We start from the raw sequence: 5,840 nt of genomic DNA on the forward strand, positions 1-5,840 counted from the left end.
TATTTACAACACACGGTCATACTGCATGGCAGTACTTTTAAATAAAATATTACAACATTCGCGGGCTGTCTCTTTTGTCCTGACAGTTCCTTTCCCGTCGGAAAGAAACTGCCACGACAGCATACCGCGGGAACGTTGTGTGTAATAGTAAAAAGAATGATAATTACCTATAAGAGAAATTTGGATGATTCAAATATTAAAGACGTACAACATCTTGTTGGAATCTTGATTGAAAATGGATTGACAATAATCGATAAAACAAATATGAAATTTACCGAGAACTTTAACTTCTCAACTAACACAGGAAAGAATAGATCAAAAATCTTTTATCCTTTATTGAAAGGAGAATTAAGACTTATTCCTGAAAAGAATTTAATAACCTGGAGACTTCACATTGAAAGCATTTTTTTCAAAGCGTTGATTTTAACTATTGCTAATATCTTGATTTGGAAATTTCTTTTAATTGATAATTCCATTATTTCATTAACCATTGGTATAACTTTGGGAATTATTTTATTCGGAATCAACATAATTAATCTGAGTAATCGAGTTGATAGATTAACTGAAAAAATGATTGAATAATAATAACAACTACACACAACACGCGGTGCATAGTGCATGCGGTTCTTTTAACTCACAATACCATATGCATCCTGGCGCCGTTTTCGGCTTGACAGTCTCCACTTCGTGGGACAGTCAACCGCACGACACCATACCGCGGGAACGTTGTAGCAAATTAAAGTATAGGTGCATGCACAAATTATTCTTCGGACTTATCAGCCTAAGTATCTTGTTGGGGTGTAAACGAGCCCCTGACTTGTTCTTCATCAATGATAGAGAAGATTTTTTATATATGGTGGAATCCACAAATGTACCTCCCCTAAGACAAGACAGTGCTAATTATTATCTAGGTAGCATAAATAAACTTAAGTCTGGACACATCTATAGGAACTTTGGAGTTATAGAACAGAATGGATTTTATTCCGCAAATGTATTCCTAGTAAATGACACCCTTCCTCACAAACGAGATTATGAATTCTTACTTATAACATACGATGATAAGCATAATGTTATAGACTCATATAGCTTAGCAACATTGGATGATAATACGAATAAACTCTGCGTTGGTAGTATAAATTCCTATTTGACTATTTCGACTATTTGTGGTAACACAAAAGTTGTAAAAGAAATAGATGCAATGGGCAATATTAGAGAGTATTCGAGCTGGTGATAAAAATTAACTTGCTACAACACACGGTCATACTGCATGGCAGTATTTTTAAATAAAATATTACAACATTCGCGGGCTGTCTCTTTTGTCCTGACAGTTCCTTTCCCATCGGAAAGAAACTGCCACGACAGCATACCGCGGGAACGTTGGGCCCAAGGGCGAAAAAGGGAGTTTAATTTCGCACTGAACTGAGCGGACAATTTCAGCACGAAATTTTTTTCGGCGTTTATGAGACATCTTTTTGAAGAAAATTTTTTCAGACTTTGACCTTGTTAATCGGAATGACCTCTTTCCTTCATGCTGACTTTTGATTTTCAAACTTGTTTTTGACTGATAATACAAACTGACTGTTCGTTTTCGAAAGATTTGCAAACCTTGAGTCTCAATTTATCGTGAAAGACTTTTATGCATTGAAAGTTGTGAACCAAACCAAACGTTGAGTTTGACTTTTTTAGATTAGAGATTAGAATGATTGACAGTTCATTAAAACCTGACTGTAAGTTTATCAGTTGAAAAATTTGACTGAGATAAAATATTTAAGAAACCCCAGGGCCCAACACACGGTAATAGTGCATGGCAGTATTTTAAAATAAAATAATTCAACGTTCACTGCCAGCTCTTTTCGTCCTGACAGTTCCTTTCCTACCGGACAGAAACTGCCACGACACCATACCGCGGGAACGTTGGCATCCATTTAATGGAGCATAGCAAAAAAATGAGAGAAAAAACAATTATAAAATATATTCTACTTATTATTTTTACAGGATTTCAATACTCTTGTGATACAAACCAGATTGAATATAAATTCGAAGATTATCTTTCAGCAAAAGAAAGCGGTATATTTGATACTAGATGGATTCCAAGTGATTTGATTAATAAAGATATGACTGAAATATATCTACGAACAAATCTGGACTTGAATAACTGTTTCTTTTCATTTTATACAACTGATGAACAAATTGATTCGATTGACAAAATGATGACTCCAATTTGGACAAAATTGAATAAACCAGTTGGACTTAAGATTTCAAAAAGTTTAATCGACCAATCTAATGATTTGGATTTTTTCCTAATTAAACAAATAGATCAAAGTGATTCAGTATTTATTGCTATTGATAGAGAAGATTCCAGAGTATTTGGATTACGGAAATAAAAGATTGATATAAAATAAATAGAAATTTAAACGTATGCCAACACACGGTCATAGTGCATGGCAGTACTTTTAAACAAAATATTTCAACGTTCGCAGCCGGCTCCTTTCGTCCTGACAGTTCCTATCCTATCGGACAGAAACTGCCACGACACCATACCGCGGGAACGTTGGCATGCATTGTAAAAGGATGAAAAAGATCATAACAACAATATTGATTATTTTAATTATACATTCTTGTGTAGATAAGAAAATACCTACATATGATTTAAATGGACTTAATACATTTTTGGGTAAAGAAAAATCTGAATCTTTAAATGAGACTGTTTCATCTTTTGATTCTTTCCTCAAAATGAATTTTCCTGAGGACTCTGACTTTAACAGCCGAGCAAAATCCTTTTTAAACTACATTATAAAAAATAAAACAGCTGATAATTCTTGGATCATAGATACAGTTGAAACCGTAAAGATTTTTGATAATTTGGAAGCCAGTGGAATGAGAAAAGAAATATTTCTTTATGGATATGAAGAAAAGAATTATAAGATGACTTGTAATGCTTATTATTTACTCTTACATCATGAGTCTCTTGATAATGATAAATTGTTCCAGGAAAATTTGGAAATCCCAACTATAAATGAGGGAAATATGTCAAGTACGGACAGCATTATTAATATTGAAAATGAAGATGACACTGATTTTGACAGTTTAGTTTCATTTAATATAAGAGGAGAATTTCTTCATGGGCTTTTAAAATTCTCTAAGAATGATACTTTGATTGACCAATATGCAGATGCCATTTACTGTGCTGAGGATTTTAGTTGGCCTTTTATTGCAAAAGTTTACTATGATATATTTCCAAATCTTGAAAATTCATTTTATAAAAGGATGCTTGTTGGAGACTTCTATATTTATATGATTAATACAAAAAACAAATAACAACGACATGCCAACACGCGGTCATAGTGCATGGCAGTTTTTTTAAACTAAATATTTCAACGTTCGCTGCCAGCTCTTTTCGTCTTGACAGTTCCTATCCTATCGGACAGAAACTGCCACGACACCATACCGCGGGAACGTTGTGGGCAATTTTCTGAGAGAGCTGTTTTATGCTGAAAGAACAATTATATTAATATTTTATGAAAACTTTTAAGACTAGTGATATTTTTAAAACTTCATTAATCTTCCTACTCATCTTGATTAATTTCCAAGGATTTTCGCAAGCTGGTGATTACATGTTTATACCAGAAAACAAAATAAAGAAAAAGCAATATAGAGAATTTGTAGATCAAGAGATTATTAATGAATACGATAGAATTATAGCTGTTTACAAACTGGAAACTGATGATGCAAATAAACTTGGGCTGTTGCAAATAGAAAAAGCTTATATTCTAACAAATGACAAGTTAATTGAGTTTATGAAAATCGGTGATCGTATTACAAAAAATACGATACTGATAGATAAAATCTTGAACATAAGTCTTGACCCAACTCTTAAGGTTATAGAATTTGAGGATATTACGTACTACTGTAAGTTAAAAGAGGAACACCTTTACGATAATGTTGAAAGTTATACTGGTACTTTTAATTCATTTGATGGAAAGCAATTCTATTCCTTGTTAATGGATGTATGGAATAAAACTAACTCATATAATCGCCTGAGACAAATCTATACTCGCTTTTATGATGAAAAAGGAAATAAAATACCGACACACAGTGAATTGATTGAAAAAGAAAAAATAACTGAACTTAAGAAAGAGATTGGAGAGTTACGGCAATTAACGGTTAGTGACTACTCAAACTTATATTTTATTAATGAAAACCCCCTTATTAAGATACGGTACGATGTTGCGGATAGCATATATGTTGTGACTAGGATAGTTTTGGACAACTTGCCAGAAGATCTTGAATCTAGAAAAGTTGCAATAATGAATTATGAAATATTGATAAGGGATAAACATGAAATTCCATATCAGGATAACAGAGGTATAACCTATGTAGAGGCTTCTGAATTAGAAACAGATAATATTGAGAAGATAACTGATTTTATAAAAACAGAATAAACTGCCCACAACACGCGGTCATAGTGCATGGCAGTAATTTTAAACCAAATAATTCAACGTTCACTGCAAGCACCTTTCGTCCTGACAGTTCCTATCCTATCGGACAGAAACTGCCACGACACCATACCGCGGGAACGTTAGCCATAATTTTATGAGAGCATTCTACTACATATTAGCATTCATTTTGTTGACTTCTTGTACAAATCAAGACAAGATTGTTTCACTTGTTAAATATGAGAACAAGTATGGATTCATTGACAAAAAAGGAAACTGGATAATAGAGCCGACCTTTGATTCTTTAGGAATATTTTACGACGGATATGCCACGAGCTACCAAGATAATAAAATGGGCAAAATTGATTATAAAGGCAACTTGATAATTGATTATAAATTTGATTTTATCGGAAACTTCGAAAACGGACTTGCTTTAGTTATATTAAACGATAGTATAAACTATGTCGATTTGAAAGGAGAATTAAGGAGTTCAATTAACTTTTGGGATGGAGAGAGTTTTTCATGTGGACTTGCTCCTGTTCAACCAGAAGAAGATGGGAAATGGGGTTATATTAATGTAACTGGAGAATTGATTTCAACGATTATTTTTGATTACGCGGGAGATTTCAAAGACAATAAAGCAAAGGTTGAAATTGGAGAACAAGAGTTTTTGATAGATATAGACTTTAATATTAAAGATACTATCGAAACAACTAAAAGGATAAGGAACTTTCCATTGATAGGAAATTCTGACGGCAATTCTTTAGGTAAACTTAATAGTCGAGGTGATACAATAATGACTATGAATTACAAGTCCTTTGGATACAATCAAGACGATATTTTTTGGTTTAATAATGGCAAATATTATGGTCTTGTAGATACTACTGGAAAATTTTTATCGGAAACCCAATATGAATACTTAACATACTTTTCAGATAATGGCTTGGCTATAGCAAAGCTGAATGGAAAATACGGATATATTGATAAAAAATGCCAAACGATTATTAATTACCAATTTGAAGATTCTCGTGGATTCAAATATGGTTTAGCTGCTGTTAAGAAAAATGACAAATGGGGATTCATAAACGAAAAAGGAGATTTTGTGATAGAACCAAAATATGATTATGTTGGACATCAGTTTAGACCAATATTTTCTAAATACGAACCGATGTATGATTTTGATTATGAATAAAAAACTATGGCTAACAGCCGGTCATAAAACATTGCGCGGATTGTGCTAAATTTGAAAGACATAACATTTAATCAACAGCAGCAACGGCTTGATAAGAAAGTGCTTCGAAATGCGCAACGTTTCATACCAGCAAACCGTTAGCTGTCATATAGATGAAACTCAAAATACAATGACTAGAATTCTCAACCCAAAGAAGATTAAAACATATAAAT

6 protein-coding genes are annotated in these 5,840 nt (G+C 33.0%); all 6 read left to right on the forward strand.

Going from position 1 to position 5,840, the window contains the following annotated elements:
• Positions 1–156 precede the first annotated feature (156 nt).
• Positions 157–582: a hypothetical protein gene (locus ACE01N_RS19895; protein ID WP_380592736.1), complete on the forward strand. Its 426-nt coding sequence runs from the start codon at positions 157–159 to the stop codon at positions 580–582.
• A gap of 169 nt (positions 583–751) precedes the next feature.
• Positions 752–1,231, forward strand: coding sequence for a hypothetical protein (locus ACE01N_RS19900; protein WP_380592738.1), 480 nt, complete (start codon positions 752–754; stop codon positions 1,229–1,231).
• 715 nt (positions 1,232–1,946) lie between these two features.
• Entirely contained in the window at positions 1,947–2,384 is a 438-nt protein-coding gene (locus tag ACE01N_RS19905; RefSeq protein ID WP_380592740.1) for a YbbD-related protein, read from the forward strand.
• A gap of 187 nt (positions 2,385–2,571) precedes the next feature.
• Positions 2,572–3,318: a hypothetical protein gene (locus ACE01N_RS19910; protein WP_380592742.1), complete on the forward strand. Its 747-nt coding sequence runs from the start codon at positions 2,572–2,574 to the stop codon at positions 3,316–3,318.
• Between the two features lie 200 nt (positions 3,319–3,518).
• On the forward strand, positions 3,519–4,442 hold the full coding sequence (locus tag ACE01N_RS19915) for a hypothetical protein (RefSeq protein ID WP_380592743.1): 924 nt from the start codon (positions 3,519–3,521) through the stop codon (positions 4,440–4,442).
• Positions 4,443–4,593: 151 nt separating this feature from the next.
• Positions 4,594–5,628, forward strand: a complete 1,035-nt coding sequence (locus ACE01N_RS19920; RefSeq protein ID WP_380592745.1) for a WG repeat-containing protein — start codon at positions 4,594–4,596, stop codon at positions 5,626–5,628.
• The last annotated feature ends 212 nt before the right edge of the window (positions 5,629–5,840 follow it).

Source organism: Quyinboa ferrireducens (genome assembly GCF_042436675.1).
Classification (GTDB): domain Bacteria; phylum Bacteroidota; class Bacteroidia; order Bacteroidales; family UBA5342; genus JBHJHP01.

Excerpts from the sequence above, each read along its gene's own strand:
- ACE01N_RS19920 (WP_380592745.1), top strand. The coding sequence starts at position 4,594 with ATGAGAGCATTCTACTACATATTAGCATTCATTTTGTTGACTTCTTGT.
- ACE01N_RS19910 (WP_380592742.1), top strand. The coding sequence starts at position 2,572 with ATGAAAAAGATCATAACAACAATATTGATTATTTTAATTATACATTCT.
- ACE01N_RS19905 (WP_380592740.1), top strand. The coding sequence starts at position 1,947 with ATGAGAGAAAAAACAATTATAAAATATATTCTACTTATTATTTTTACA.
- ACE01N_RS19900 (WP_380592738.1), top strand. The coding sequence starts at position 752 with ATGCACAAATTATTCTTCGGACTTATCAGCCTAAGTATCTTGTTGGGG.
- ACE01N_RS19915 (WP_380592743.1), top strand. The coding sequence starts at position 3,519 with ATGAAAACTTTTAAGACTAGTGATATTTTTAAAACTTCATTAATCTTC.
- ACE01N_RS19895 (WP_380592736.1), top strand. The coding sequence starts at position 157 with ATGATAATTACCTATAAGAGAAATTTGGATGATTCAAATATTAAAGAC.